Genomic DNA, 24,972 nt, shown 5'->3' with positions numbered 1-24,972 from the left:
CGTTGATACAACTTTGCCATGATTATTCTCTCTCTTGGTGCTTTGCTTGTGTCTTTGCTTTTGCCATTGCGATCAATGATAGCATATCTGCATCACTTGAACGGCTCGCCAAAATTTTCTCTTGTGGTGGTAATGTCTTTGTGATAGTTGTACGATTTTCACTGCGCTTTTGCCTTGCTTGATATCGGGCACGTGATTTATTTGCACGAATTTTTTGCATATCAGATAAGCCTACTTCAGGAACAAATGCTTCCTCACTAGGTTTGATATAGATGCAATCTAAAGGGCAAGGTGGAATGCATAAATCACAACCTGTGCATTCTGACTGAATGACAGTATGCATTTTTTTCTTAGTGCCCACAATGGCATCAATAGGGCAAGCCTGAATACACTTCGTACACCCTATGCATAAAGTTTCATCGATATAAACAGTATGTAGCGGTAGCGTCGTGCCACATTCAGGATCAATAGGCGTTTCTGGTTGATTTAATAATCTCGCTAGTGATTTCATCACAGGTATACCGCCAGGAGGGCAGCGATTAATATTCGATTCGCCTTTGCTTAATGATTCTGCATAGGGTAAGCATCCCCTAAATCCACATTGTTCACACTGAGTTTGTGGGAGGAGCTGATCAATTTTTTCTACTAAAGTCATACTAGTAACAAACAATTCCCATTAAACGATCTTCTTCATCACGCATTGAAACTTTCCCTTTGCACACATCAGGTAAACGTTTTCCGACAGGGTAGAATTTATTGATATTGATCGGTAAGTTAGCTGTGCGTGGTGCAATATTGATAACATTGTTGGTGGTTGGATTGACTGAGCAATCTAACACTGTGCCAGATTTGGTACTGACGGTAAAGACAGTTGCGTTAGGTTGAGGATCCATGTATAGAATGGCTTGAATATCTTTATTAGATACGATACAGCTTCTTAATGCAGTTTTATGTGTTTTTAATTGTGAAACCCATTGATCACTAAATTGTGTAGATGACGCTGTTGAATTTGTAGCATCATGGTTAGTTGTTTGAGTGGTTGTTGTACATGCTGCTAAAGTAGCAATCAAAGATAATGTTAGAAAAATTTTTTTCATAGATAGCCTTACAATATATGAAATACGAAGAGAATAAAATTATGGATTGTGTGATTCGACATGAGCTTTGAGCGCTTCATAACCACCAATATTTTCTGCTTTGTAGTAGCCTCTACTATGTAGTAACTGGGCTGCAATTGCAGAACGTACGCCAGAACGGCAATATAAATAAATATCAGCCTCTTTATCAGTGGTGATATTATCAATTTCTTGAAGAATTTCTCGATAATCTATATGAATTGCATTATCTAAATGCCCCATATTAAATTCTTCTGTGGTTCGTACATCAATTAAATAGAACATAATTTACACTTTTACTATTCACAAACTTCAATAGGAGGAGGTGCGTTGCATTGGGTACAGAAATTATCTGAGGATTTATCTGTATAATTTTCACAAAGTCCCCATTCGCCCTTAGGTAAGGTAATTGCTTCTCCCATAGTAGGACGCCCACTCTCACATTTCCAAAGTTGATAACACACAGGATACTCTTTAATTGCAGCTCCATCTTTAACCCAAAGACCAATGGTCGATTGCTCATTAGTATCAATCGTTAAAGCTTCTGAATGGTTACTTTGAGCAGATGCGGAGAATATCAATACTGTGATACTACATAATAAGATTATTATGTTTTTTGACAATTTGTACACTATCAAAAAATTCCTATCGAAAAATATAAGTGGCTTATTGTACTTTAAAAACGAATCATTGACATACTTTTGATGTAAAATCTCACGATGACTAAATTATTATGATAGGTATGCTATGAGTTTATTAACGAACCGACAAATTATCACATGGTTGGGTGTGATTTTTTTCTGTTGGCTGGTTTTTCTTTTGCGATCTGTATTAACACCATTCTTGATTGCTTTTGGCTTGGCATATATAGGTAATCCTATAGTTGCTAAGGTACAGCATCGTTTTCCAAAAATTTCTAGGATGTGGGCTGTCACATTAGTTTTTTGTGTCTTAGTGATTATATTTTTATTGTTACTATTAATTTTCGTACCTATGTTGATTAATCAAGTCATTTTACTATTGAATAAGTTGCCTTTAATTGTCAATTGGTTACAAGAAATTATTTTTAAGCCATTAGGTAAAGAGTTGTCACCTGAATTCGTTAAACTTAACTTTGCAACTGTACAAGAGGCATTGAGTAATTATGGTGGTGTCATTAGTGAAACTTTGAAGAAAATTATAGGGTCATTAACATCTTCAACACTTGCAATCATTGGATTTGTAACAAGTTTATTTTTAATTCCAATGCTGACATTCTATTTTATGCGTGATTGGGAATTAATCAATGGTAAGCTGATTAAGCTGATTCCTTTAGGAGCACGTGGCAAAATTACTACTTTTTTAACAGATGCTAATGATATGTTAGGTAGTTTTATGAGAGGTCAATTATCTGTTATGTTTGTATTAGCTGTAGTTTATAGCTTAGGGTTGACAGTTGTTGGATTAGAATTTGGCCTATTGATTGGTATGATTGCAGGGCTCATCAGCTTTATTCCATATTTAGGTGCAACTACTGGAATTGTATCAGGTTTAGCGATGGCTTGGTTCCAAACGCATGACTATAAATTATGCCTGTTGGTTGGTATTGTTTTTGGCATTGGGCAGTTGTTGGAAAGCTTTGTTTTGACACCTAAATTGGTGGGTGATAAATTGGGAATGCATCCAGTATCTGTAATATTTGCGCTAATGACAGGTGGTACTTTATTTGGTTTCTTTGGTATTTTATTAGCCTTACCTGTGTGTGCTGTATTAATGGTGGGATTAAGAGAAGCTTATGAGGCATATACTTCTAGCGATTTTTATATGGGTAAAAAATTCTAGTTTTCACAATGCATTAGTTCCTCCTTACGTAAACGTCCATATACATTGATAATCAGTTTTTGGGCGTTTCGATTTTGTCCGCAAATCATAAAATAACCATTGGCTAATCCTGTGCCTAAACTGCGGCCTGCTTTTTTACCAATATTGAATTGCACCCCATTTTGAATATTATAACTGCTATAAATGTAAACAGATGGGTGTTGTGATGGTCTTTGACGAAGTATATTATTCGGTGTTGGTGTAAAATTATTGTTAGGATCTAGAAAAACAATCCAACCTTGATGCCATTGCATGGATGGCTCGTCCAAACAAGTAATATGATCTATTGATATACACATAGAAACGCGCATTTTTCGCTGGTTTGCGGTAGTTTTGGCAAATCTAATATCTTTATTCAATATCAGTGCCGCATTCTTATAATAATATTGATGAAAGAGTTCAGAAAAAGAGGGAATAGCGAGTAAAGCACTGATACTAATAATGGATAAAACGATCATGAGTTCGATGAGTGTCATACCTCTTTGTTTCATGATCGTTGATAAAAATTATTGTGTAGATTCTGTTGCTTCTTTCTCTTGATCATCGAAGGTAATATGATCACGAATTGTTTCTACTAATTTAGGGCCAATGCCAGGAACAGCAATTAAATCTTCTGGTTCAGAAAAAGGGCCATGTTCGGTGCGGAAATTCACAATTGCTTCAGCTTTTGTGATACCAATACCTTTGAGTTCAGCGCTTAAAGTTGGTGCATCCGCTGTATTAATATTTAAGGCAGATGCAACAGAAAGAAAACCACAAACTGCAAAAATAGTGGTTATGATTTTAATGGTTTTCATAACATATAACTCCTTGTATTGATAGGGAGTTATATTATTATCACTTTCATTTATTTATGTAAATTTACATTAATAAATTAAATTGTTTTTAATAGATGGAGAATTCGTAGTGTTTCTCAATCGGGGTATCAATTGTATAAACAACCACTTGCTCAATTTTACCTGTAAAAGATTTAGACAGTTGTCTGATTGTGCTATTAGATGAGATTAAATATGATTCTGAATTATTGACCAAATATTCTATGGCATCTTTTTGATTTTTAATTTCTTTATCATCTAATGCTTTTATGAACCCTTTAAGCATATCAATGCGGATAGCTTGTGTGGAGAGATCATTAGTGTTTGTAATTTTTTCAGGGGTTTTTGTCGCCAATGTATTATTACGAACATCAATGGCATCAATATGAATAATAGAATTTGCTTTTTCTTGAGTTAATTGCAATGTTGCAACATTGTCAAAAGATGGCAGTAACATCATATCATTACCATTGGGGTTATTTTGTGTCAGGATTGTTTTAGCGTTTTTCTCTGATGGCAATTGATAGTTCATGACTAAATTAATTTTGAGAATGGATGCATTATTAGTTTCTACAGTGATGGATTGTTCATCTAGTTTAGGTGAAATAGTTTTGTCTACTGGAATTAATTTGCCTGAAGATAACAGTACAGAAATAACTTTCCACGTAGGCGTTTGTATTTTATATGTTTCAAATTTTGATTGCGTAGCACTTGAAATATTGGGGAAATGAAAAATAAGATCAGTAGAATTCTTACGAGGAATTTTTGTAACTGTCAGTGATTCGGAATATCCTTTAAGTAATTGATCCCATTCTGTTGCAGAAGTGAAAGCGAAGGGTTTTGTATATACTGCTGTTTGTATATTATCTGGACGCTGTTTTTTCTGGAAATCTTCAATTTGTTTATTGCGTTCATACTGCGCCTCTAATACATTGAGCTCTTTTTCATAATTGTCTCGAATAGATTTAAGGTTTTCGTATTTAAATCGCATGGTTAGAACTTTTCGGAACTCTTCTTGCTGTTCCTCAAGAGTATCTGCCCAAGTCAAAGTTTGGTTTACAAATAGTCCTAATACAACAGTTAATAGAAATCTTTTCATGTTCAATACCTAGTTCAAATTTAGATGTGTCATAGATGCTACACAGTATATGTGAAATTTTGGGGTTTTTATAGCTTATTCCTCATTGCGTTGATCAACCTTTTCTTTGTGGTGTGAATACAACGTAATTAAGAAAACAATACTTGCAACAACGCCAATAATGATAGTGGATAACGCATTAATATTGGGGCTGATACCTAATCTAGCTTTAGAGTAGATCCATATAGGTAATGTTGTTGCGCCTGGGCCTGTTGTAAAAGTAGCAATGATTAAATCATCTAAAGATAATGTGAAGGATAATAGCCAGCCAGATACTATAGCGGGCATGATCATGGGTAATGTAATGTAGATGAATGTTTTGAAACGATCAGCACCTAAGTCCATTGCAGCTTCCTCGATGTGACGATCAAATCCTATTAGACGAGATTGGATTACAACAGTGACATAGCACATCGTAAATGTAATGTGAGCAAGCAAGATAGTTAAAAAGCCTTTGCTGAAATTTAATGCCAAAAAGGTTAAAGCTAAGGATGTGCCCATGATAATTTCTGGCATTACCATTGGTGCATAGGTGATCCCTGAAAAGAGCACTCGACCACGGAATCTTTTGAATTTTACTAGTGCAAATGCAGTCATTGTGCCTAAGATAACTGCAAATGTTGAAGTTAAGACCGCTAACCATAATGTAATTTTAGCAGCATCCCATAAGCCCTTTGTTTTAAAAAGTTCAGGGTACCATTTAAGAGAGAAACCACCCCAAACTGTGACGAGCTTGGACTCATTGAAGCTATAAACAATGAGAATAAAGATAGGAATATAGAGAAAGGCAAAGCCGATCACTAATGAGATTTTGTTAAAACGTGTTAATGTCTGTTTCATGTCAGTTCCTTATTCAAATTGCTTCTGTTGAATGCGTTGGAAAAGATAGATGGGAATGATTACAATTAATAATAGTGAAACAGATATGGCTGAAACTAATGGTAAATCCATGCCTTGTAAGTATGTATCATAAAGTACTTTGCCAATCATCAATACATCAGAGCCACCTAATAAATCAGGAATTACAAATTCACCCATGGCTGGAATGAAAACCAAGAAGCAGCCTGCTAAAATTCCAGGTAAAGAGATTCTTGCGGTAATGACCCAAAAGGTTTTAATGGGCGGGCATCCTAAATCCATCGCAGCTTCCACCAAGGTATGATCCATTTTATCTAGCGTTGCATAAATAGGTAGAATCATAAAAGGTAGATAGCAGTAGATGATGCCAATATAAACTGCAAATTCCGTACCTAATAATTGCAGTTGAACAGGAGATGAGGGGTCAATTAGGCCAATGCCTTGCCCAATGAAATTGATGAAATTATTCAAAACGCCTGAGGGGGATAAAATTGTCATCCAAGCATAAATGCGGATTAAAAATGAGGTCCAAAAAGGTAAAATGACCATCATTAAACCGAATAGCCTCCATCTTTTTGGTAGTCTAGATAATGCTAAAGCAATTGGAAAGCCGATAACAAAGGTTAATAAAGTAGAAATCATGGCAATTTTGATACTGCTTAAATAAGCAGAGATATAAATATCATCTTGCCATAATGTGATATAGTTCTGAAAATTGAGCTTAATCTCTAAAATGCCATCTTCCACCCATGTTAAAACAGAAGAGTAGGGGGGAGATGCAATTTCGGCTTCGGTAAAGCTAATGCGCAGAATAATCAAAAAGGGAACAATAAAAAAGCAGAATAGCCATAGGTAAGGTACGCCAATGATGACTTTAGCGCTATTGAAAATACCTAAAAATTTACGATAGAGCCAAAAACGCATTAAATTGCGGTGGATAAAGTTTAAGCGTGACATCAATTCTGCCGCACGACCACTCATTGTCCCCAACTGTTGTTGTGGGTATTTCATAATAACCTCCTTAAGTTATTGTGATCTCAATTAAGAAATCAAAACAACGGCAGAATCAGCATCAAAGCTGATGTAAACGCGATCTTCATAATTAATGGGAAGTTCTACCGCGCGTTTATGGTTAATTTGTGCAGCTGTGACCATTTTACCATTATCCATTTTGACATGATAAATGGACATATCACCAAGATACCCAATATCCCAAACTTCACCCATCATACAGTTGCTTTCTGTATTTTCTGGAGGTGTTAAGGAAATATCTAGCTTTTCAGGGCGAACAGCGATCCATGCTTGAGAGCCAACAACGGCACCAACCCCTTGATTACAAATTAAAGGTGCTTCCACTTCAAAGCTATTCACTGTTGTATGAATTGGGGAAATGTCAGCAATAACACCTTCAAATATGTTGACATCGCCTACAAATTCAGCAACATACAAGGAGTTTGGATATTCATAGATTTCTGTTGGTGTTGCAATTTGTACAAGTTCGCCACTATCCATAACTGCGATACGGCTAGAAACTGTCATGGCTTCTTCTTGATCATGGGTTACGATAACAAACGTAATGCCTAATTCTTCTTGAATTGTCATTAATTCAAACTGTGTTTGTTCACGTAAGCGTTTATCTAATGCACCTAATGGCTCATCTAATAATAATAGTTTGGGTTTTTTAACGATGCTGCGTGCTAAAGCTACACGTTGTCGTTGCCCGCCAGATAATTGGTGAGGCTTGCGTTTAGCAAACTTTCCCATTTGTACTAATTCAAGCATCTGATCGACACGTTTTTTGATCTCAGGTTTAGGTACTTTTTCTTGTTTTAAACCGAAGGCAATATTATCTTCCACTGTCATATGTGGAAACAATGCATAGCTTTGGAACATCATATTGATAGGACGTTCATAAGGAGGGATGAGTGAAATATCTTCGCCATCCAATAGAATTTTCCCTGATGTAGGTGTTTCAAAACCTGCCAACATACGCAAAAGAGTTGTTTTTCCACAGCCTGAAGGACCTAATAAAGAGAAGAATTCTCCTTGATAAATATCTAAGGATATATTGTTGACGGCTATGTATTCATCAAAAACTTTGACTAAATCAATGATTTCGATATATGGCACAGAATTAGGATCGCGCCAAGGCTCATAGGCTTTTTTTGAAAGAATAGGTGACATCACAGCTCCTTAATTCAATACCGTTAAGTGAAAGATCAAGGCGATTGGTTGCAATCTTTTTGTTCAGAAGAATCTTGAGTGCTGCCGCTCGTTGAATTATTAAAGTTATATATAAAAATATAAAGGCAATGCATTGTATAGTGATTGCTATAAATAGCAAGTAATTTTGACTTGCTATTATTCGTGAGCTAGAGGGCTGTCTGCATGATTTGTAAAAAGCTCTGGACGCGGCGCTCTGAAATTAGATTATCATCTAAAGCTGTTTGAACTGCACAGCCTGGATCTTGTAAATGTCGGCAATTGCTAAACTTACATTGTAACACAAATGGCATAATATCGGGAAAACCATTTTGGATAGAGTTCAATGTTAAATGATCAATATTAAAACTACGAACTCCAGGAGAATCAATTAAAGAACCTTGATGGTCTGGCATATGATAGAGGGTTGTTGCTGATGTCGTATGATTGCCAAGGCCTGTTGTAGCACTGATTCTTTGGGTTTGTAATGATAATTCAGGAATCATTTTGTTGGTCAGAGATGACTTGCCAACACCTGATTGTCCGACAAAAATTGAGGTTTTACCTACTAATTCATTATGGAGTTGTTTTAAAGATTCAGGATGATCTTGTGAGGTTAGAATTACTTTAATATCAAAAGCTTTTTGATAGTCCTCGATAAAAGAAAAATCGTTTGATTCATCAATCATATCTGCTTTATTGACAATAATACCCATAGGGATGTTAAATTCACGAATAGCAATGAGATAACGATCGATTAAAGAAGGGCTAGGCTCCGGTTTTGGGGCAATGACAATAAATATTTGATCTAAATTAGCTGCAATCAGTTTTTTTCGTTGGCCATAAGAAACACGTGCTAATTCATTATGACGAGGAATTAATTGTAAAACAACAGGCAGATTATTTTCAAAAGTGAAATAGACATAATCACCACAAACAATCGTTTCTAAATTTTGGCGAATATTGGCTTGATAGATTTGATACGCATCATCTTCTATCATCAAATGTGGGCCGTGTTGAGCAATGACTCTCCCTTTAAAGAGAGAGTCAGGATCGAAATTTTTTAACGCATCGATTTGCTCGACTTTTTTGTTAGAAATACGTTCGTGCTGTTTTTTAGTTAATCGACGCGCCATCCGTAACTATCGCTCTAATAATTTTAGTTTATTAGGTTTGCCATCCCATTCTTTTGCTGCATCAGCATTGTCTTGCATTTGTGTAATGACAGGCCATTCACGTGATAGCTCTGCATTCAAATCTAAGAAATGAACTTGATCATCGGGAAGATCATCCTCAGAAAAAATTGCATTTGCAGGACATTCTGGTTCACATAATGTGCAATCAATGCACTCCTCGGGATCGATCACCAAAAAGTTAGGTCCTTCATGGAAACAATCCACAGGACAAACTTCTACACAGTCTGTGTATTTGCATTTAATGCAATTTTCGGTAACAACGAAAGTCATAAAAACCTCTAAAATTAATTAACTGTAACTTTAGCAAAACGGCGCTTACCCACTTGGAAAACAGCTGTTGTGCCTTTTGAAATTTTAAGTCCACGATCAGAAACTTTTTCTTGATCGATACGAACAGCGCCACCATCAATAGAACGATTACCTTCAGACACGGACGTCACAAGTCCAGCTTCTTTTAATAATGCAGCAATTTGTATTTCACCTTCTGGTGCAACAATCGTAATTTCTTCAATATTTTCAGGTAGATTACCTTTTTGGAAGCGCTCAATGAAGTCACGATGTGCCATTTCATAATCTGCTTCTGAGTGGAAACGAGAGATGATCTCTTTACACAATAGGAATTTAATATCGCGTGGATTCATGCCTTCAGCTACAGACTTTTTATAGCCTTCAATGGTCGCTGTAGATTCAAAGCTCAATAAATCAAAATAACGCCACATCAAGGTATCTGACACAGACATCAATTTACCAAATTGCTCAACTGGAGTATCATCCACACCAATATAGTTGCCTAAAGATTTAGACATCTTATTTACACCATCTAAACCTTCTAATAAAGGCATTGTGATCACACTTTGTGATGCTTTACCATATGCTTTTTGAAGGTCGCGCCCCACTAATAAATTGAATTTTTGATCTGTACCGCCTAGTTCAACATCAGTGTTTAAACTGACTGAGTCATAGCCTTGTAATAATGGATAGATAAATTCATGTAAAGCAATAGGTTGGTGATTTTTATAGCGTTTTTCAAAGTCATCGCGTTCTAACATTCTTGCAACAGTATAGTGCGATGCAAGCTGAATCATCCCCACTGTACCAAGTTCGCCTAACCAAGATGAGTTGAATACAACATTAGTTAATTCAGGATCTAAAATCTTAAAGATCTGTTCTTGATAAGTTTTTGCATTTTCAACAACTTGTTCACGTGTTAATGGTTTACGTGTTGTATCTTTGCCCGATGGATCGCCAATCATGCCTGTGAAATCACCAATTAAGAAATTCACTTCGTGGCCTAACATTTGGAAGTGTTTCATTTTGTTGATCACAACAGTATGACCTAAATGAAGATCAGGGGCAGTAGGATCAAAACCTACTTTAATTCGAAGCGGACGGTTTTCTTTTAACTTCTCAGTTAAACCTTCAATTGAAATAATTTCGTCAGTTCCACGTTCTAATAACGCTAAACTTTCTTCGATAGATGCCATCAAACTCTCCTGCTATTTTTTAAATTTATCCCAGTCAATATTAATTGCGCTACCACCTGTCGGTGGTTGAGGATTTAAGGTGTTAGGGTCAATTTTTTGACCGACATGTGTTGGTAAACCAGACATTTTTTCGATGGTAAGATCAAGTAAACGACGGTCAACCATTTGAATATTTGGATCATTTTGATAAGGAGCTAAAATGCGATAGGCAATTTTTTTTAATCCTTCTGTATCTAAATTATCTTCTTCTAAAGGAGGGTGGACTTCGATGAGTAATTCATCTCCTTTCCAGCCAACCTTAATCGGTTCATTGATGAAAGATACTGGTGTGCCACTAGGTACTATGCGATGTAGCTCTTCGATATTTTGAGGAAAGAAACGCATGCAACCATGTGTGACTCGCATACCAATACCTGTTACATCATTGGTGCCGTGCAATAAATAGCTTGGAATATTTAATCTTAAGACATGATTACCTAAAGGGTTGTCTGGTCCGGCTGGAACAACCCTTGGTAAGATGCCTTTGCCCATCTCTTGATGTTCACGGCGAATACTCTCAGGTGGATACCAAGGTGGAGCTTCTTGTTTAATAGTAACTTTCCATGTGCCTAAAGGAGTTTTCCAATCCATTCTACCCACGCCAACAGGATAAACGTACACGACATCTTCATTGGCAGGGAAGTAATAAGTTCTCATTTCGGGGATATTAGAAACAATTCCAACACGTTTTTTGCCGGGTAGAATATATTCAAAAGGTAAAACGATTGGCATTTGTGATGATGGTGTCCAATAGTTGGCATTTGGATTTGCCCACTTTAGCTCATCATAGCCTGCTTCATATTTTACACTAATATCAACAAATGATTCACCAGGTTCAGGATAAATAACTTCTGTATAGCCAATAATATCAGTACCTTTTTCAGGCATAGGATATTGCCTAGCAATGGCTATGCTATTCAAAAGGCTAATTGTAACCGTAAGACACAAAAGAGAAGTTTTTTTCATAAACTTTTACTTTCCAGCTTGAAGTTTCTCGTATTTAGCCATTAGCTCATCTTGAGTCTCTGGCTTCGCGGGATCCTTGTTGATACATTCAACAGGGCAAACTTCCATACATTGTGGGGTATCAAAATGTCCTACACACTCTGTACATAAGTTTGGATCGATAACATAAATTTCAGGACCCATTGAAATCGCTTCATTTGGGCATTCTGGCTCACAAACATCGCAATTAATGCATTCATCTGTTATCTCTAATGACATGGCTCAACCTCTTTACTATATTAAAATAGAACTCTAAATATGAGTTCTGCCTCTCATGTATGGAATTAATACGTCAGGTACACGTATTCTACCATCTTCTTCTTGATAATTTTCCATTACAGCAACTAAAGTTCTTCCTACAGCTAAGCCAGAACCATTAAGTGTGTGTAATAATTCAGGTTTATTGGTTTCACTATTTCTAAAACGCGCTTGCATACGGCGAGCTTGAAAGTCAATGCAATTAGAACAAGAAGAAATTTCTCTATATTTATCTTGTCCTGGCAACCAGACTTCGATGTCATAAGTTTTTGTTGCACCAAAGCCCATATCACCGGTACACAATACAATTGTGCGATAAGGTAAACCTAATTTTTCTAAAACAGTTTCAGCATGACGTGTCATTAGCTCTAACTGTTCAAAAGATTTGGAAGGATGAGTTAAGTGAACCATTTCTACTTTTTCAAATTGGTGCATGCGGATTAAACCACGAGTATCTCGGCCGTAGCTGCCTGCTTCTGATCTAAAACAGCCGCTATGTGCAACAAATGATAAGGGTAATTCATTTTCAGGGATAATCTCATCACGCACTAGATTTGTAACAGGTACTTCAGCTGTTGGGATTAAGTAATATTGATCTTCACCTGTTAATTTAAATAGATCTTCTTCAAATTTAGGGAGTTGGCCTGTACCACGCAAACTATCACTATTGACAATCATTGGTACATTGAGTTCTGTATAGCCATGCTCTTCTACATGAAGATCTAGCATAAATTGAACTAAAGCACGATGTAAACGAGCAACGCCATCTCTTAAAACAGTAAAACGAGAGCCTGTTAGTTTAACACCTGATTCTGAATCAATACCCTTATTAATCGCACCTAATGCAACATGATCTTTGATCTCAAATGTAAATTCTCTAGGTGTGCCCCATCTACGAATCTCTACATTATCATTCTCATCTTTACCAGTTGGTACTGATGCATCTGGTAAGTTAGGAATCGTCATAAGAATTTGATTAAAATCATTTAAGATAGCATTTAATTCTTTCTCTAAAGATTCTAGTTTTTCAGTATTATTGGAAACTTCTTTTAAAATTTCATCAATATTTTCGCCCTTAGCTTTAGCTTGGCCAATGCGTTTAGCGTTGATGTTGCGTAGATTTTGAAGCTCTTGAACTTCAATTTGCAATCCTTTACGACGTTCATCTAGTTCGATAAATTGTGCTTTATCAAACTCGTAACCGCGTGTTTTAAGTCGGGTTACAACATCGTCGAGATTATGACGAAGTAACTGAATGTCTAGCATTGATGACCCCTTGAAATATTATTAGAAAATACCCCTCATTATAACGAATAACGAAAAGAATAACAAAGCCCCAAAATGCGCAGACTATTTTAATAGCCATATCTGTATTAAACTTGCTATTAAATTATTCAATGATGATTGATCGATCATTAAACTTTTAATAGTAGGGAGCGACTATATGCAAAGTAGAAATAAGTTTTGGGTAGCAATAGGTTTATCGGTTTCAATGGCAATGGGTGGTATGGCATTAGCTCAGGCTAAACGTGATGCGATTATTCAACCAATCGATGATGTAACAATTGAGAATCCAGCCAAGGTTGAGTTGGGCAAAAAGTTATGGTTTGATCCACGTTTATCTAAATCTGGCTTTATTTCTTGTAACTCATGTCATAACTTATCGATGGGTGGGAGTGATAACTTAAAGACTTCTATTGGTCATAATTGGCAAGAGGGGCCTATTAATTCACCAACTGTATTGAACTCAAAATATAACTTCGTGCAGTTTTGGGATGGTCGAGCAAAAGACTTGAAAGAACAAGCGGGTGGACCAATTGCTAACCCTAAAGAGATGGGCTTTACTCATGAGTTAGCAGTGGAAGTGGTCGAATCAATTCCAGGTTACGTGAAAGAATTCCAAGCGGTTTATGGTGATCAAAAAATTACAATTGATGAGATTACAGATGCTATTGCTGCCTTTGAGGAGATTTTAGTGACGCCAAATTCACGCTTTGATCAATGGTTAAAAGGTGATGATAGTGCGCTGAATGAGCAGGAATTAGCAGGTTATAATTTATTCACAACATCTGGCTGTATCGCATGTCACTATGGTACTGCTATGGGTGGAAGTTCATTCCAAAAAATGGGGCTGATGGAAGAGTATGTGACAGAGAATCCTGCACAAGGTCGTGTTGAAGTGACAGGTAAGGATGCGGATCGTATGATGTTTAAAGTGCCAACATTACGTAACGTTGAATTAACCTATCCGTACTTCCATGACGGTGCAGCTGCGACATTAGAAGAAGCTGTATTAACAATGGGGCGTTTACAATTGAAGCGTAACTATAATGATGAAGAGGTTTCAAGTATTGTTGCATTCTTGAAAACATTAACAGGTGATCAACCACAGTTGATGATGCCAATTTTACCACCATCGGTGAATGAAACACCAAAACCAGTACCATTCGATAAAAAATAAAAACGGATTGGTAGTTAAATAAATCAAGGTGTGGGGGCTGGGCCCAGTTTGTAAAAAACTGGGCTTTTTTTTGCTAATATATTTTATGTATTTAGCAATGTTTGTCCTAAATAATTTTCAGAATTTTTCATGCCTGGTAACGCAAAAAAATACCCGCCACCAAAAGGTTTGATATAACGTTCTAACGGTTCTCCATTTAATCTCCGTTGGGTATTAATGAAGCCCTTTTTGAGATCATTTTGATACGACACAAACACTAAGCCCATATCCAATAATCCACTATTGGTTAAGCCTAATGAATAACTATAGCTACGGCGACGCAGAGGTGCACTATAGCGATGGGGTACACGAGGCTCAGCGCGGCGCATATGAGAATCAAATAGTACACGATCACCATGTGGATCTTTATCGAAGTGTGGATCATCCATTTCATGAGCTAAGCCAATCGGTGCGCCCGTTCGCTTCATGCGGCCAAAATCATTTTCTTGATCTTCGAGCGGGGTACGATCCCAAAATTCTAGGTTAAAACGAATTAAACGCAAGGCTTGATAAGAGCCTCCTAGGCACCATTCAGGTTCTTTATTTTTTTCGGTCACCCAAACCATGTCGTCCATTAATTTAGCATCTGTATTAGGGGCATTGCCTGTGCCATCTTTAAAGCCAAAGAGATTAATAGCGGTTGATCCTGATTCAATATCTCGTGCAGGTAAAAAACCATCAATCTTCCATATTGGCGACATTTGTTGATAATGGTGTTTCATTATGTCACGCAGTGCATAAATGATGATCTCTTTACTATTAGCACAAAATTGCAAGGAAATATCACCACCACACCAATTGGGATCTAAATGATCATTGGGAAAGCTCGTCATTTCTATTAAATGATTTGGTTTAAGTTGTGCGAGATCAAATCTATCATCAAATAATGAAGCACCAACAGATAATGTAATGGTTAACTGGTCTGGCAATAAATCGCCACCTAATAATCCTGATTCTTTTGGTGGTAATTGTACATCTGTATCTACTGAGATGGATTGCGGTGCGGTAAGGTATTGAATGCGGATAGAGATGGATTGGAGTAATGCTTGAAGTTCGTCTTTACTTTTAATCAATAATTTAAAGGTGATAAAGGTAGCTTCTTTTGGTTCAGGCGTGATGATGCCGGCTTGATGAATGCCTAAAGCGGGAACAGTATCATAAAAATGTTTAGGGTATTTGAATGTACTATTATTAGTATTATTTTGACCTAAAGCAGAGTTCGCAATTAAAGCTGCGCTGCCTAATGTAATACCTTTTAAAAAATTACGACGAAAAATTGAATGATTGGACATATTTATTTCTCCTCATTCTTAATATCTAAACCATTAAATTGATGGTAAACCTGTACTTTTAATATGCTTCGTAACTTGGCTAATTGTTCAGCTAATGCAGAAACATCACCATACAATTCGTGTTTATCTTCATTTGTTAATGCTGAGTAGGGCATAAATCCAGTATCTATCATATATTTTTGTAATCGTGAGCGGATTTTGATATCTAATGGCAAAGTGGTTTGTAATAGTTCTTGTGGAATAAAGCCTTGTAATTGTGTAATAACAAGGTCAATTCCTTCAAGATTGGCCACAATTTCACCTAAATCTGCACCACTATAGATATTGTCATGTCCAGAAAGCTTATTTTCTAAAATATTCTCTGCGAAATCAGGTGCAGATTGTACGAGTTTTGGCAAAAATATCGTTTCAATTGCAACACGTTTTGCTAAATCTTTCACATTTTTTAAGAGCTTTTGATTTTCCAACAAGGCTTTTTCAACATTTTTTTGTGCGAAGAGCTCATATTCAACGGCATGAAAGCCTTTGAAATTAGGATCTTGTTCGCGTGCTAAAAATGCTTCAGCCCTTGAGTTAATCATGCGATCAATGTTGCCAAACACTAATACAACAGGGCGAATAGTTTCATATTGATAATGAGCTTCTATATATTTTTGTTGGGCCGATGTTAAATCATTGTGCTCTAATGCTTCTGATAATTGTGTTAGCAGTGTTTCAATATTTCGCATGCGTTCTGTGGCAATTTTCATATATGCATCAATGGCAGGCTGAAATTGTTTAGGATTGGGAATATCACCTAATGCAACGATAGGTGGTTGATCGCTAGATTGTAAAATGGCTTGTCGACCAACTTTTGCATTGCCAAATGTGGTGGATAATATAAGAATGCATAGGCTAATGATTTTTTTGTCCACGAGAACCTCTCCAAAATATTAAGCCAACAATGATCCAATAAACAATAAATACAGTAACCGATAACCCTGTAGGTTGAGAACGGTAAGCAAAGAAAGATGATAAGAAATTACCTATACCTTGACCATCATCAAGTAAGCTACTGGTATCCCATAATGACATTTCAAAAAATTCTGGTAAATCGATGTCATATTCTAGGAATAAGTTGGCAATCTCATCAGTTGCGCGAAGTAAGAGTGTTGCAGCTAAAAATAACAACATGATGCCTGTAATTGTGAAGAACCATTTCCAAGAAATAATTTTGGAAGTATAGATAAATGCAATTAATGTGACACCTGCGATTGCTAAGCCTATTAATACTTCAATGGCAAAAGCGCCAGTTGTTTCAGGTGTTAAATTCATGATGATTGCAGAGAGAAAGACAACAATTTCACTGCCTTCTCGTGCAATGGCAATGGCGATAATGAAAAGAGCTCCCCACCAAGAATGTTTTTTTGTATTTCGATCGATGCCTTGAATTAAAGCTTGGCTCATTTCTTTACCATGTTTATTCATCCAATAAACCATTTGTACAATCAAAATACAGGCCAATATTTCCATGAAGATCATGAAGCTTGTTTGCCAAATATCTTCTAATGTGCTGAAAACGCCATAGATTGCTAGTGCTAGAATTATAGAGATAGCTACGCCTAAAGCAACGCCGCCCCATAAAAAATTCATGCCATTTTTAGTGTCAGGATGGCGTTTGATCCAGCTGTAGATAATGCCAATAACGAGCAAGGCTTCAAAGCTTTCACGCCATACAACAAATAATACATTTCCCATGAGTTGCCTTTAATTTTTATTCTTTAACTAAAATTGTGCCGCGAGGATGATCTAAGTGGAAATCATCAAAAAATTCATAGCTACCTGGTTTTAATGGTGCAATGACAACAACAGATTTTGCGCCTGGTGCTAATACTTTTTCTTTTCGTAATTGTGTGCTTTCAAATTCAGCAGGCTGAGTACCGATATTTTTGACTTCAATTCTGATTTTGGTTTTGGCAGGGACTTCAAGTACTAAAGGGATTAGATCGCCATCATTCATTTCTAATTGAACTGTATATTTATTGTCTTTTGCTATAGCGTTAGCAGATAGAATGAATAACCCAAGTGTAAATAATATAATGAGCTTTTTCATAGATATTTTTATTAAACTCTAAATAGATGATTGAAATAAGAAAAACGCATGATTTGGTGTTCATGCGCTTTATCTTGCTTGACTAGTAACTACCTTTACGGCCAGTACCAGCATAGTCAAATTCCCATTCTACGTTGAAGGGCTCAAACCATGGTGCAACCCCAGTTTCTTTGTCAATATGTCGGCCGAATGTAGCTTCTTTGTTGTATGAAGGTGGTGAGATTTTAAAGTTGACTTTATATTTACCTACGCCATCTAATTTTAAGTTTTCACCATAATGAGGGCCATCATTAGCAACCATTGGCATGAAAGTGCCGCTCTGTTTTGGGCTGCCATCTTTATCAATGCGTTGGATAGAGTAATCCACAACTAAATATGGAATCCAATCACCTTCAGCAAAACCATTTGGGTTATCTTCCACAGCATGAATATCTGCTTCTAAATGCACATCAGCTTCTACAGCCGGTAAATGATGCATTTTATGTGAACCTTCTTCTGTATCCATTGTGATTGGTTGCAAATAAACCCCTTGAATTTCCATACCATTTTCAATGATAGGCTGACCAACAGGGTATTCTTGAGCAAAACCATATGAAGTTAGAATAAGCAAACTTGTGAGACCGATTTTTGTATACATGCTCTTTATTTTCCTTTATTTCTTAAATACTTAATTGATAAAAGTTCTCATTTGCAAATGATTTCATCGAATTATACGCTTGTCAAAAAAATAAATCTAAATTTTTTGTAAAAAATAACTCAATTAAGACAATGATGTTAGCACTATCATCCGTAAGATAACTGTTATAATAATGCTCTATTAAATCTTTTAATGTGAGACAAGAAAAATGAGTAAAGTTCGTACAGTTGATTATTATCATAAAAATTATGATTTAACGATGCCACATACAGATGTGGTTGCGGCAACTAAAATTATTCAGCCTTGTAAAGCATTTGATCTCGGCTGTGGGCAAGGGCGTAATAGCTTGTATCTGAATTCATTGGGGTTTGATGTGACATCGGTAGATGTTAATGGCAATAGCATTTATGCCCTTAAGAATATTATTGCTAAAGAAGCATTAACCAATATTAATCCTTCAATTTATGATATTAATACAGGGGCAATCGAAGGGCAGTATGATTTTATTTTCTCAACCGTAGTTTTCATGTTTTTGAATGCAGATCGTGTGCCAGATATTATTCGTAATATGCAAGAGCATACTAATGTGAATGGTTATAACTTAATTGTATCAGCAATGGATACAGCGCAATATCCATGTGATCAGGGTTTCTCATTCACTTTTAAAGAAGGCGAATTGCAGGAATATTATAAAGATTGGGAAATTGTGACTTATAACGAAGATGTGGGTGAATTACATCGTTTAGATGCCAATGGCAATCGTGTGAAATTACAGTTTGCAACGATATTGGCAAAGCGCCTTAAATAATTAGCACTCATTGATTAAGCTCTTTTCCCTCAGGAGAAAAAGAGCTTTTTAGATCGTTTTGGAACTCAATTACATAAACTGAAATTGTGGTAATGCTTTGGCAAGTTTTAATGTTTTTAAACGTGCTGCTTGATCATAAATACCGCAAGTGACAATCAATTCCTCCGGTTGATATTCAGCTAGGAATGCATCAATTTGAGGTGACACAGAATCCACTGTGCCGATAAAGGAACAAGATAACGCGGCGCTTGTGCTTTGTTTTTCGACAGGTGACCAAAAGGTTTCAATATCTTTGATTGGTTTTGGTGTTAATCCTGCCTGATTGCGCCTTAAATTTGTAAAAGCTTGCTGTTTCGATGTGAAGTGATATTCAGCATCTTCAACTGTTTCGCTCAAGACTAAATTTGCAGCAATGCTGACATAAGGCTCAGCTAATTGTTTTGATGGTTTAAATTGCTGGCGATAAACTTCCACCGCTTGTTTTAACATTTGCGGTGCAAAGTGTGAGGCAAATGCATAAGGCAAACCTAGATGTGCTGCTAATTGCGCACCAAATAAACTAGAACCTAGCATCCATAACGGAATCTTTGTGCCTCGGCCGGGAAATGCTTTGACTAAATCTGTATCATCATCAGAGTTCAAATAATATTGCAGTTCCACAACATCGCTCGGGAAATGATCAGATTTTTGTTGATTACGACGAAGTGCAGTTGCGGTTGTCATATCGCTTCCGGGCGCTCTACCTAAACCTAAATCAATGCGATCAGGGAAAAGCGTTGCCAATGTGCCAAATTGCTCTGCAATCACTAAAGGTGAATGGTTAGGCAACATGATTCCGCCTGCGCCAATTCTGATTTTTTGTGTATGATTCCCAATGTGGCACAACAAAAGGGATGTTGCAGCACTTGCAATGCCAGCCATGTTGTGATGTTCAGCCAACCAGAATCTTTTAAAGCCTACGTTTTCAGCGCATTGTGCCAATTCAACAGATTGGTTGATTGCTGTTGCAATGGTTTGCCCTTCGCCAACAGGGACTAAATCTAATAATGAAATCGGAATTTTCTTTTGCATGATCGCTCCTTTAATATATCTATATATCGAGGATAATAGATATATTGTGAGTTTACCAGTGAATTTATAAATTATATGTAAAATCTTATATGTAAATATCTGTATGGCTTATTGGGATTTCATCATAAAACTGATAAGATAGCTGTTTTGCTTTTCTTTAAGATATAAGTGTATTTATGGACTTTCCTAGACATTTTGGCGTAATTATCGTCGGTGGCGGACATGCTGGTACAGAAGCAGCGATGGCTTCAGCAAGATTGGGTGTTCCCACATTATTATTAACACATAACATTGAAACAATCGGGCAGATGAGCTGTAACCCAGCAATCGGCGGGATTGGGAAAGGGCAGATCGTTAAAGAGATCGATGCACTTGGCGGTTTGATGGCGAAAGCGACAGACTTAGGTGGTATTCAATTCCGTATTTTGAATGCATCTAAAGGCCCCGCGGTTCGTTCTTCACGTGCGCAAGCGGATCGTGCTTTGTATCGTGCTGCTGTCCGTAAATATGTGGAAGAGCAAGAAAACCTCTTTATTTTCCAACAAGCAGCGGATGATTTCATCATTGAAGGTGATAAAATCACAGGCGTTGTGACGCAATCTGGCATTCGCTTTCATGGTCATTCCGTTGTATTGACAGCAGGCACATTCTTATCAGGCTTGATTCATGTTGGTATGTCCAATTATGAAGGCGGTCGCATGGGCGATCCACCATCGAATAGTTTGGCGAAAAAATTGCGTGAATTGCCTTTGAATATTCATCGCTTGAAAACTGGTACACCGCCACGCATTGATGGTCGTACGATTGATTTTTCAGGTATGGAAGAACAAAAAGGTGATGATCCTGTGCCATATTTCTCTTACATGAGAGAAAGATTGCAACATCCGCGCCAAATCTCTTGTTGGACAACTTATACCAATGAACGTACGCACGAAATCATTCGTGGCGGTTTAGATCGTTCACCAATGTATGCAGGTGTAATTGAAGGCATTGGCCCAAGATATTGTCCATCGGTTGAAGATAAGATCATGCGTTTTGCGGATAAAGATCGCCATCATGTATTTTTAGAGCCTGAAGGCTTATCAACTTATGAATATTATCCAAATGGTATTTCAACAAGTTTGCCATTTGATGTGCAAATCAACTTAGTTCACAGTATTCCAGGTTTAGAAAATGCACACATTACACGCCCTGGTTATGCGATTGAGTATGATTTCTTTGATCCTCGTGATTTGAAATTTACGTTAGAAACTAAAGCAATTCAGAACTTGTACTTTGCAGGACAAATCAATGGTACAACTGGTTATGAGGAAGCTGCTGCACAAGGTTTGATCGCAGGATTAAATGCTGCACGTAATTACTTGGGTAAAGAAGAATGGTATCCACTTCGTCATGAATCATACATCGGTGTAATGTTGGATGACTTGATCACACAAGGCGTTCAAGAACCTTATCGTATGTTCACATCTCGTTCAGAATATCGTTTAATTTTACGTGAAGATAATGCGGATGAACGTTTAACACCAATCGGTTATGAATTAGGTTTAGTGAGTGATGACCAATGGCAACATTATTTGCAGAAAAATGAAGATCGTATTGCAGCAGAAGGTCGTTTACGTGATTGGATGGTTGCAGTGGAGTCTGAGCAAGGTAAACAATTGCAAGCAGAAACTTCCGTAGTTATGCCTCATAATATGCGAGCATTGACACTGTTAAAACGTCCTGAAGTAACATTTGAAGCTTTAGAAAAATTACCTGAAGCGCCTCAATTTGATGATTTATCTCGCATTGCAATTGAAGAAGTGGTTATTCAGACAAAATATGAAGGTTATATTCAACGTGGAATGGATGAAATAGCGCGCAATAAAAAATTTGAAGAAGCTAAATTGCCACATAATATCGATTATGCAGCAATTAAAGGCTTATCTAGGGAACAGTGCGAGAAATTAACCCGCCAGAAGCCTGAAACAATAGGTCAAGCTTCGCGCATCCAAGGTGTGACACCTGCAGCAATTTCTCTATTATTGGTACTTTTAAGAAAAGGACTCATTCCAACAATTAAGGAATAAAGATGAATAAATACCTTAAATACGGTTGGTTGGCGATTGTTATTATTATCCCAGCTTTCCTGAATTTTTCTAAAACAGAACAAGATATTTTTACAGTTGTTTCATCATCTGGTTTAGATGGGGTGAAAACAGAGGTTCAAAGATCTCCCAAATTATTAAATACTGTAGATAAACACGGTTTTACAATGTATGACTATGCCGTACTGAATGATGATGAGAATGTACAGCGCTGGATGGTCTCTCAAAAGATTGCATCCGGTGTGTCTTCTCAAATGATTGAACGTATTCGTTTATGGTTTTTATTGTTGGGTGTGCCTGTTAATTCAAAGAATTTCAACCTGCAAGGTATTTATGATAAGGGTTTAGAAGAAGCAATCTTACGTTATCAAACAACTCGTGGTTTGAAGCCACAAAAGCAGATTACACCTGATTGGTATGCTGATTTAGAAGAGGATGGTGTTCGTTTTCTTCAGGGATTATTGTTCGATGAAGATTCAGAATTTATTACAGGTATTTGGGATGATGCTTCTGCTAAGGCTTTGAAAGCGTTTCAGTCTTCTGAAAATTTGCCGCAAACAGGGCATTTGTCATTGGCAGATATTGTGGCATTGAAAAAATCTTATGCTAATACAATAGATATTATTCAGAATAGAAATAAATTTGTAACTAAAGTTTCTAATGTTGATATAGCAGAGCCTGAAATTAAACTAGTGGAAGATATGGAAGTTTCTGTACCTACTACAGTCATTGAGCCTACAAAACCAGCTGAGGAAATTAAGCCTAAAGTTGAAGATGATACAAAAATTGAAGAGCCAACAAAAACAGAAGCAATGACGGCAGGCTTTTTGATTGATAGTAATGCAACAGCAGGTAAGCTTTTAAACTTGCAAGTTTGGTTGACATTAGCGGGGTTTCCTGCGGGAACTTTAGATGGGCAAATGGGACCTTCCACTCGACAAGCAATTAAAGATTTTGAGGTATCTATAGGTTTAAAACCGACAGGTATAATGAGCGCAAAATGGGAAGCACCATTGGAAAAAATGATTTGGAAAAAAGTTCAAGAAAAATTAAAGCATTTAGAGTTATATGATCAGGGGATTGATGGTATTCCGGGCAGAAGCACAGTAGATGCTTTAAAATCTTATGAGGAAGTATCAGGTATCCAACCTATAGGTTCGCTCCTGCCAGAAACATTGAGTATGCTTTTCAATGAAGGTCAGATGACGAATGATGTTTCAATAGAAGATACACAAAGTGTTGAAATTGATCATTCAGAAGAGGATGGTATCATAGAAGAAGAGGGTGATGATGAAGCGATTGGTACTTCAGTGGTTGCATCAGATGAATCTTCTGTTTCCACTTCATCTGATGAATTGCATGTCGATGATATTGTTGGAAGCGTTGCAAGCTTTAATCCTGATCATGGTGTTGAAGATACAGTTCAGTTGCAATTAATGTTGGCAGTATTGGGATACTTTAAGGATGAAGTTGATGGTAAGTCTAGTGAAGCATTAACCGAATCTATTAAAGCTTTTCAAGCAGATAATGGTTTAGGTATAGATGGTAAAGTTGGGCGTCAGACAAATGCCAAGATGAATAGCCAAACGATTACTCGCATCCAGCGTTATTTGAATGATAAAGGTTTATTGGCAGACGCGCCAACAGGTACACTTGGTCCTAAAACACGTAAGATTGTGATGGATTTACGAAAACAATATAAATTGCCAGAATCAGATCCTACTCAGTTGGATATAGGTATTTTATTAATAGTATTGGGAGATGTTAATAAAGAAAATTATGTTCAAATGTATTTAGATATCTTAGAAGAGCAACGTATTTTGAAAGAGAAAACACAAAAAGCTCAAGAATATTTGACTGCATTAGGATACTTCAATGGAAAAATTGATGGGTTGCAGGGTAAAGCTACCAATGATTCTATTGAGAAATTCAAGAAAGATCATAAATTACCTATTAATCCTGACATTACAGATGATTTGCAAAATACCTTGAAAAAGCAAACAGTCAAAAGTGTGCAAGAAGGTTTAGTGAAGCTTGGTTATAAATTGAAAGCTGACGGTTTGACTGGCCCCACAACAAAAAAAATGATTGAAACATTTCAAAAACGCTATAGTCATAAGGTAACAGGCGAGCCAAATTTAGAAACATTACATCAAATTAATGCAAGAATAGTGGCAAATACTCGGCGTTCACCAACGGTAGCAAAAGCTAATACAGCTAGTAATGTTGCCAATGATCAACCTATTCGTGGGGTTATGCCTACAATGGGGGCAAAAGGTGCTCAATCTGAAACAATTTTAACAGCGCCGCCACAAGCTATTTCAGGCCGTATGAGTATGATTTATAATAGTAAAGGGGCTTTAGCTGGTTGCAAAGTTAATAATATTAGTATTTCAGCCGCAATGTGTGGTGGTGCGAAGAATAATCAGCAATGTCGCATAGTTTATCGTAAAGGCAGGGTATTATCAGTTTCTTGCCGTGGATAATATCTTATATTTAATGATATAGTTTAAAA

Annotated in this window: 25 protein-coding genes and 1 pseudogene; 5 read left to right on the top strand and 21 right to left on the bottom strand. The window is 36.8% G+C overall.

Going from position 1 to position 24,972, the window contains the following annotated elements; all coding sequences use genetic code 11:
- Window positions 1-22 precede the first annotated feature (22 nt).
- Genes BZK14_RS04985 through BZK14_RS04975 form a run of 3 tightly spaced genes read right to left on the bottom strand, consistent with a single transcriptional unit; the run spans window position 23 to window position 1,400 of the window.
- Window positions 23-655 carry an RnfABCDGE type electron transport complex subunit B gene (locus BZK14_RS04985; protein WP_077925464.1) on the bottom strand — a complete coding sequence of 211 codons (633 nt, stop codon included), beginning with the start codon at window positions 653-655 and terminating at the stop codon, window positions 23-25.
- 1 nt (window position 656) lies between these two features.
- Window positions 657-1,097, bottom strand: coding sequence for a lipoprotein (locus BZK14_RS04980; RefSeq protein ID WP_077925463.1), 441 nt, complete (start codon window positions 1,095-1,097; stop codon window positions 657-659).
- A 39-nt stretch (window positions 1,098-1,136) separates the two neighbouring features.
- Window positions 1,137-1,400, bottom strand: coding sequence for a rhodanese-like domain-containing protein (locus tag BZK14_RS04975; RefSeq protein WP_077925462.1), 264 nt, complete (start codon window positions 1,398-1,400; stop codon window positions 1,137-1,139).
- Between the two features lie 462 nt (window positions 1,401-1,862).
- On the opposite strand from BZK14_RS04975, the gene BZK14_RS04965 reads away from it, so the two are divergent.
- On the top strand, window positions 1,863-2,936 hold the full coding sequence (locus BZK14_RS04965; protein ID WP_077925460.1) for an AI-2E family transporter: 1,074 nt from the start codon (window positions 1,863-1,865) through the stop codon (window positions 2,934-2,936).
- On the opposite strand, the gene BZK14_RS04960 is transcribed toward BZK14_RS04965, so the two are convergent.
- From BZK14_RS04960 to serS, 12 genes are all read right to left on the bottom strand, one after another.
- Window positions 2,933-3,466: a GspH/FimT family pseudopilin gene (locus BZK14_RS04960; protein WP_077925474.1), complete on the bottom strand. Its 534-nt coding sequence runs from the start codon at window positions 3,464-3,466 to the stop codon at window positions 2,933-2,935. The two genes, BZK14_RS04965 and BZK14_RS04960, sit on opposite strands and share 4 nt — an antisense overlap.
- A 15-nt stretch (window positions 3,467-3,481) precedes the next feature.
- A complete protein-coding gene (locus BZK14_RS04955; protein WP_077925459.1) occupies window positions 3,482-3,772 on the bottom strand; it encodes a ComEA family DNA-binding protein in 291 nt (96 codons plus the stop codon).
- Between the two features lie 88 nt (window positions 3,773-3,860).
- Window positions 3,861-4,889, bottom strand: a complete 1,029-nt coding sequence (locus BZK14_RS04950; RefSeq protein ID WP_077925458.1) for a hypothetical protein — start codon at window positions 4,887-4,889, stop codon at window positions 3,861-3,863.
- A 75-nt stretch (window positions 4,890-4,964) separates the two neighbouring features.
- Window positions 4,965-5,768 carry an ABC transporter permease gene (locus tag BZK14_RS04945; protein ID WP_077925457.1) on the bottom strand — a complete coding sequence of 268 codons (804 nt, stop codon included), beginning with the start codon at window positions 5,766-5,768 and terminating at the stop codon, window positions 4,965-4,967.
- A gap of 9 nt (window positions 5,769-5,777) precedes the next feature.
- Complete coding sequence (locus BZK14_RS04940) at window positions 5,778-6,797, bottom strand: ABC transporter permease subunit (protein ID WP_077925456.1); 1,020 nt, start codon at window positions 6,795-6,797, stop codon at window positions 5,778-5,780.
- 30 nt (window positions 6,798-6,827) lie between these two features.
- Window positions 6,828-7,970 carry an ABC transporter ATP-binding protein gene (locus BZK14_RS04935; RefSeq protein ID WP_077925455.1) on the bottom strand — a complete coding sequence of 381 codons (1,143 nt, stop codon included), beginning with the start codon at window positions 7,968-7,970 and terminating at the stop codon, window positions 6,828-6,830.
- 188 nt (window positions 7,971-8,158) lie between these two features.
- A complete protein-coding gene (gene rsgA / locus BZK14_RS04930; protein ID WP_245831167.1) occupies window positions 8,159-9,124 on the bottom strand; it encodes a ribosome small subunit-dependent GTPase A in 966 nt (321 codons plus the stop codon).
- Between the two features lie 6 nt (window positions 9,125-9,130).
- Entirely contained in the window at window positions 9,131-9,454 is a 324-nt protein-coding gene (gene fdxA / locus BZK14_RS04925) for a ferredoxin FdxA (RefSeq protein WP_077925454.1), read from the bottom strand.
- 14 nt (window positions 9,455-9,468) lie between these two features.
- Entirely contained in the window at window positions 9,469-10,668 is a 1,200-nt protein-coding gene (gene tyrS / locus BZK14_RS04920; RefSeq protein ID WP_077925453.1) for a tyrosine--tRNA ligase, read from the bottom strand.
- A 12-nt stretch (window positions 10,669-10,680) separates the two neighbouring features.
- Window positions 10,681-11,595: a L,D-transpeptidase family protein gene (locus BZK14_RS04915; protein WP_245831165.1), complete on the bottom strand. Its 915-nt coding sequence runs from the start codon at window positions 11,593-11,595 to the stop codon at window positions 10,681-10,683.
- 84 nt (window positions 11,596-11,679) lie between these two features.
- Complete coding sequence (locus BZK14_RS04910; RefSeq protein WP_077925451.1) at window positions 11,680-11,931, bottom strand: YfhL family 4Fe-4S dicluster ferredoxin; 252 nt, start codon at window positions 11,929-11,931, stop codon at window positions 11,680-11,682.
- Between the two features lie 33 nt (window positions 11,932-11,964).
- The gene (gene serS, locus BZK14_RS04905) at window positions 11,965-13,236 is read right to left on the bottom strand and encodes a serine--tRNA ligase (RefSeq protein ID WP_077925450.1); all 1,272 of its coding nucleotides are present in this window, start codon (window positions 13,234-13,236) and stop codon (window positions 11,965-11,967) included.
- A 178-nt stretch (window positions 13,237-13,414) separates the two neighbouring features.
- Here serS and BZK14_RS04900 point away from each other — a divergent pair, with 178 nt between their 5' ends.
- Entirely contained in the window at window positions 13,415-14,431 is a 1,017-nt protein-coding gene (locus tag BZK14_RS04900) for a cytochrome-c peroxidase (RefSeq protein WP_077925449.1), read from the top strand.
- A gap of 83 nt (window positions 14,432-14,514) precedes the next feature.
- Here the strand turns inward: BZK14_RS04900 and efeB are convergent, their stop codons facing one another.
- From efeB to BZK14_RS04875, 5 genes are all read right to left on the bottom strand, one after another.
- A complete protein-coding gene (gene efeB / locus BZK14_RS04895; protein ID WP_077925448.1) occupies window positions 14,515-15,762 on the bottom strand; it encodes an iron uptake transporter deferrochelatase/peroxidase subunit in 1,248 nt (415 codons plus the stop codon).
- 2 nt (window positions 15,763-15,764) lie between these two features.
- On the bottom strand, window positions 15,765-16,676 hold the full coding sequence (locus tag BZK14_RS04890) for an EfeM/EfeO family lipoprotein (RefSeq protein WP_077925447.1): 912 nt from the start codon (window positions 16,674-16,676) through the stop codon (window positions 15,765-15,767).
- Window positions 16,657-17,499: an FTR1 family iron permease gene (locus tag BZK14_RS04885; RefSeq protein WP_077925446.1), complete on the bottom strand. Its 843-nt coding sequence runs from the start codon at window positions 17,497-17,499 to the stop codon at window positions 16,657-16,659. The genes BZK14_RS04890 and BZK14_RS04885 overlap by 20 nt, the downstream gene beginning before the upstream one ends.
- 16 nt (window positions 17,500-17,515) lie before the next feature.
- Window positions 17,516-17,854 carry a cupredoxin domain-containing protein gene (locus tag BZK14_RS04880; RefSeq protein WP_143691349.1) on the bottom strand — a complete coding sequence of 113 codons (339 nt, stop codon included), beginning with the start codon at window positions 17,852-17,854 and terminating at the stop codon, window positions 17,516-17,518.
- An 82-nt stretch (window positions 17,855-17,936) separates the two neighbouring features.
- Entirely contained in the window at window positions 17,937-18,491 is a 555-nt protein-coding gene (locus BZK14_RS04875; protein ID WP_143691347.1) for an iron transporter, read from the bottom strand.
- A 220-nt stretch (window positions 18,492-18,711) separates the two neighbouring features.
- On the opposite strand from BZK14_RS04875, the pseudogene tehB reads away from it, so the two are divergent.
- A pseudogene (tehB, locus tag BZK14_RS04870) lies at window positions 18,712-19,299 on the top strand (SAM-dependent methyltransferase TehB); the annotation flags it as partial.
- 69 nt (window positions 19,300-19,368) lie between these two features.
- On the opposite strand, the gene BZK14_RS04865 reads toward tehB, so the two are convergent.
- Window positions 19,369-20,370, bottom strand: a complete 1,002-nt coding sequence (locus BZK14_RS04865) for an LLM class flavin-dependent oxidoreductase (RefSeq protein ID WP_077925442.1) — start codon at window positions 20,368-20,370, stop codon at window positions 19,369-19,371.
- A gap of 176 nt (window positions 20,371-20,546) precedes the next feature.
- Here BZK14_RS04865 and mnmG point away from each other — a divergent pair, with 176 nt between their 5' ends.
- Both mnmG and BZK14_RS04855 read left to right on the top strand, forming a co-directional pair.
- A complete protein-coding gene (gene mnmG, locus BZK14_RS04860) occupies window positions 20,547-22,439 on the top strand; it encodes a tRNA uridine-5-carboxymethylaminomethyl(34) synthesis enzyme MnmG (RefSeq protein ID WP_077925441.1) in 1,893 nt (630 codons plus the stop codon).
- A 2-nt stretch (window positions 22,440-22,441) separates the two neighbouring features.
- Window positions 22,442-24,943, top strand: a complete 2,502-nt coding sequence (locus BZK14_RS04855; protein WP_077925440.1) for a peptidoglycan-binding protein — start codon at window positions 22,442-22,444, stop codon at window positions 24,941-24,943.
- Window positions 24,944-24,972: the final 29 nt, after the last annotated feature.

Source organism: Wohlfahrtiimonas larvae (assembly GCF_002006755.1).
Classification (GTDB): domain Bacteria; phylum Pseudomonadota; class Gammaproteobacteria; order Cardiobacteriales; family Wohlfahrtiimonadaceae; genus Wohlfahrtiimonas; species Wohlfahrtiimonas larvae.
Note: the sequence above shows the minus strand (reverse complement) of the source record. Positions and strands in the feature narration are given on the sequence as shown.

Bases quoted from the DNA above. Each gene is read 5' to 3' on its own strand.
- BZK14_RS04975 (WP_077925462.1), bottom strand. From the start codon at position 1,400: ATGTTCTATTTAATTGATGTACGAACCACAGAAGAATTTAATATGGGG.
- tyrS (WP_077925453.1), bottom strand. From the start codon at position 10,668: ATGGCATCTATCGAAGAAAGTTTAGCGTTATTAGAACGTGGAACTGAC.
- BZK14_RS04875 (WP_143691347.1), bottom strand. From the start codon at position 18,491: ATGTATACAAAAATCGGTCTCACAAGTTTGCTTATTCTAACTTCATAT.
- efeB (WP_077925448.1), bottom strand. From the start codon at position 15,762: ATGTCCAATCATTCAATTTTTCGTCGTAATTTTTTAAAAGGTATTACA.
- BZK14_RS04880 (WP_143691349.1), bottom strand. From the start codon at position 17,854: ATGAAAAAGCTCATTATATTATTTACACTTGGGTTATTCATTCTATCT.
- BZK14_RS04955 (WP_077925459.1), bottom strand. From the start codon at position 3,772: ATGAAAACCATTAAAATCATAACCACTATTTTTGCAGTTTGTGGTTTT.
- BZK14_RS04985 (WP_077925464.1), bottom strand. From the start codon at position 655: ATGACTTTAGTAGAAAAAATTGATCAGCTCCTCCCACAAACTCAGTGT.
- fdxA (WP_077925454.1), bottom strand. From the start codon at position 9,454: ATGACTTTCGTTGTTACCGAAAATTGCATTAAATGCAAATACACAGAC.
- BZK14_RS04980 (WP_077925463.1), bottom strand. From the start codon at position 1,097: ATGAAAAAAATTTTTCTAACATTATCTTTGATTGCTACTTTAGCAGCA.
- rsgA (WP_245831167.1), bottom strand. From the start codon at position 9,124: ATGGCGCGTCGATTAACTAAAAAACAGCACGAACGTATTTCTAACAAA.
- BZK14_RS04865 (WP_077925442.1), bottom strand. From the start codon at position 20,370: ATGCAAAAGAAAATTCCGATTTCATTATTAGATTTAGTCCCTGTTGGC.
- BZK14_RS04945 (WP_077925457.1), bottom strand. From the start codon at position 5,768: ATGAAACAGACATTAACACGTTTTAACAAAATCTCATTAGTGATCGGC.
- BZK14_RS04960 (WP_077925474.1), bottom strand. From the start codon at position 3,466: ATGAAACAAAGAGGTATGACACTCATCGAACTCATGATCGTTTTATCC.
- serS (WP_077925450.1), bottom strand. From the start codon at position 13,236: ATGCTAGACATTCAGTTACTTCGTCATAATCTCGACGATGTTGTAACC.
- BZK14_RS04885 (WP_077925446.1), bottom strand. From the start codon at position 17,499: ATGGGAAATGTATTATTTGTTGTATGGCGTGAAAGCTTTGAAGCCTTG.
- BZK14_RS04935 (WP_077925455.1), bottom strand. From the start codon at position 7,970: ATGTCACCTATTCTTTCAAAAAAAGCCTATGAGCCTTGGCGCGATCCT.
- BZK14_RS04950 (WP_077925458.1), bottom strand. From the start codon at position 4,889: ATGAAAAGATTTCTATTAACTGTTGTATTAGGACTATTTGTAAACCAA.
- BZK14_RS04965 (WP_077925460.1), top strand. From the start codon at position 1,863: ATGAGTTTATTAACGAACCGACAAATTATCACATGGTTGGGTGTGATT.
- BZK14_RS04900 (WP_077925449.1), top strand. From the start codon at position 13,415: ATGCAAAGTAGAAATAAGTTTTGGGTAGCAATAGGTTTATCGGTTTCA.
- BZK14_RS04940 (WP_077925456.1), bottom strand. From the start codon at position 6,797: ATGAAATACCCACAACAACAGTTGGGGACAATGAGTGGTCGTGCGGCA.
- BZK14_RS04855 (WP_077925440.1), top strand. From the start codon at position 22,442: ATGAATAAATACCTTAAATACGGTTGGTTGGCGATTGTTATTATTATC.
- BZK14_RS04910 (WP_077925451.1), bottom strand. From the start codon at position 11,931: ATGTCATTAGAGATAACAGATGAATGCATTAATTGCGATGTTTGTGAG.
- mnmG (WP_077925441.1), top strand. From the start codon at position 20,547: ATGGACTTTCCTAGACATTTTGGCGTAATTATCGTCGGTGGCGGACAT.
- BZK14_RS04915 (WP_245831165.1), bottom strand. From the start codon at position 11,595: ATGCCTGAAAAAGGTACTGATATTATTGGCTATACAGAAGTTATTTAT.